1 rRNA gene is annotated in these 255 nt (G+C 50.6%); it reads right to left on the reverse strand.

Features of this window, described 5'->3' with window-relative positions:
• Positions 1–255: ribosomal RNA gene (locus NWP14_RS27885) — 23S ribosomal RNA — on the reverse strand; the annotation flags it as partial.

Consider the following 255-nt stretch of genomic DNA (forward strand, 5'->3'; position numbering starts at 1 on the left):
TCACTTACCATCAGCGTGCCTTCTCCCGAAGTTACGGCACCATTTTGCCTAGTTCCTTCACCCGAGTTCTCTCAAGCGCCTTGGTATTCTCTACCTGACCACCTGTGTCGGTTTGGGGTACGATTTGGTGTTACCTGATGCTTAGAGGCTTTTCCTGGAAGCAGGGCATTTGTTACTTCAGCACCGTAGTGCCTCGTCATCACACCTCAGCGTTAACAAGAGTCCGGATTTACCTAAACTCTCCGCCTACATGCT

Source organism: Klebsiella sp. C349492 (genome assembly GCF_042055345.1).
Taxonomy (GTDB): domain Bacteria; phylum Pseudomonadota; class Gammaproteobacteria; order Enterobacterales; family Enterobacteriaceae; genus Klebsiella; species Klebsiella scottii.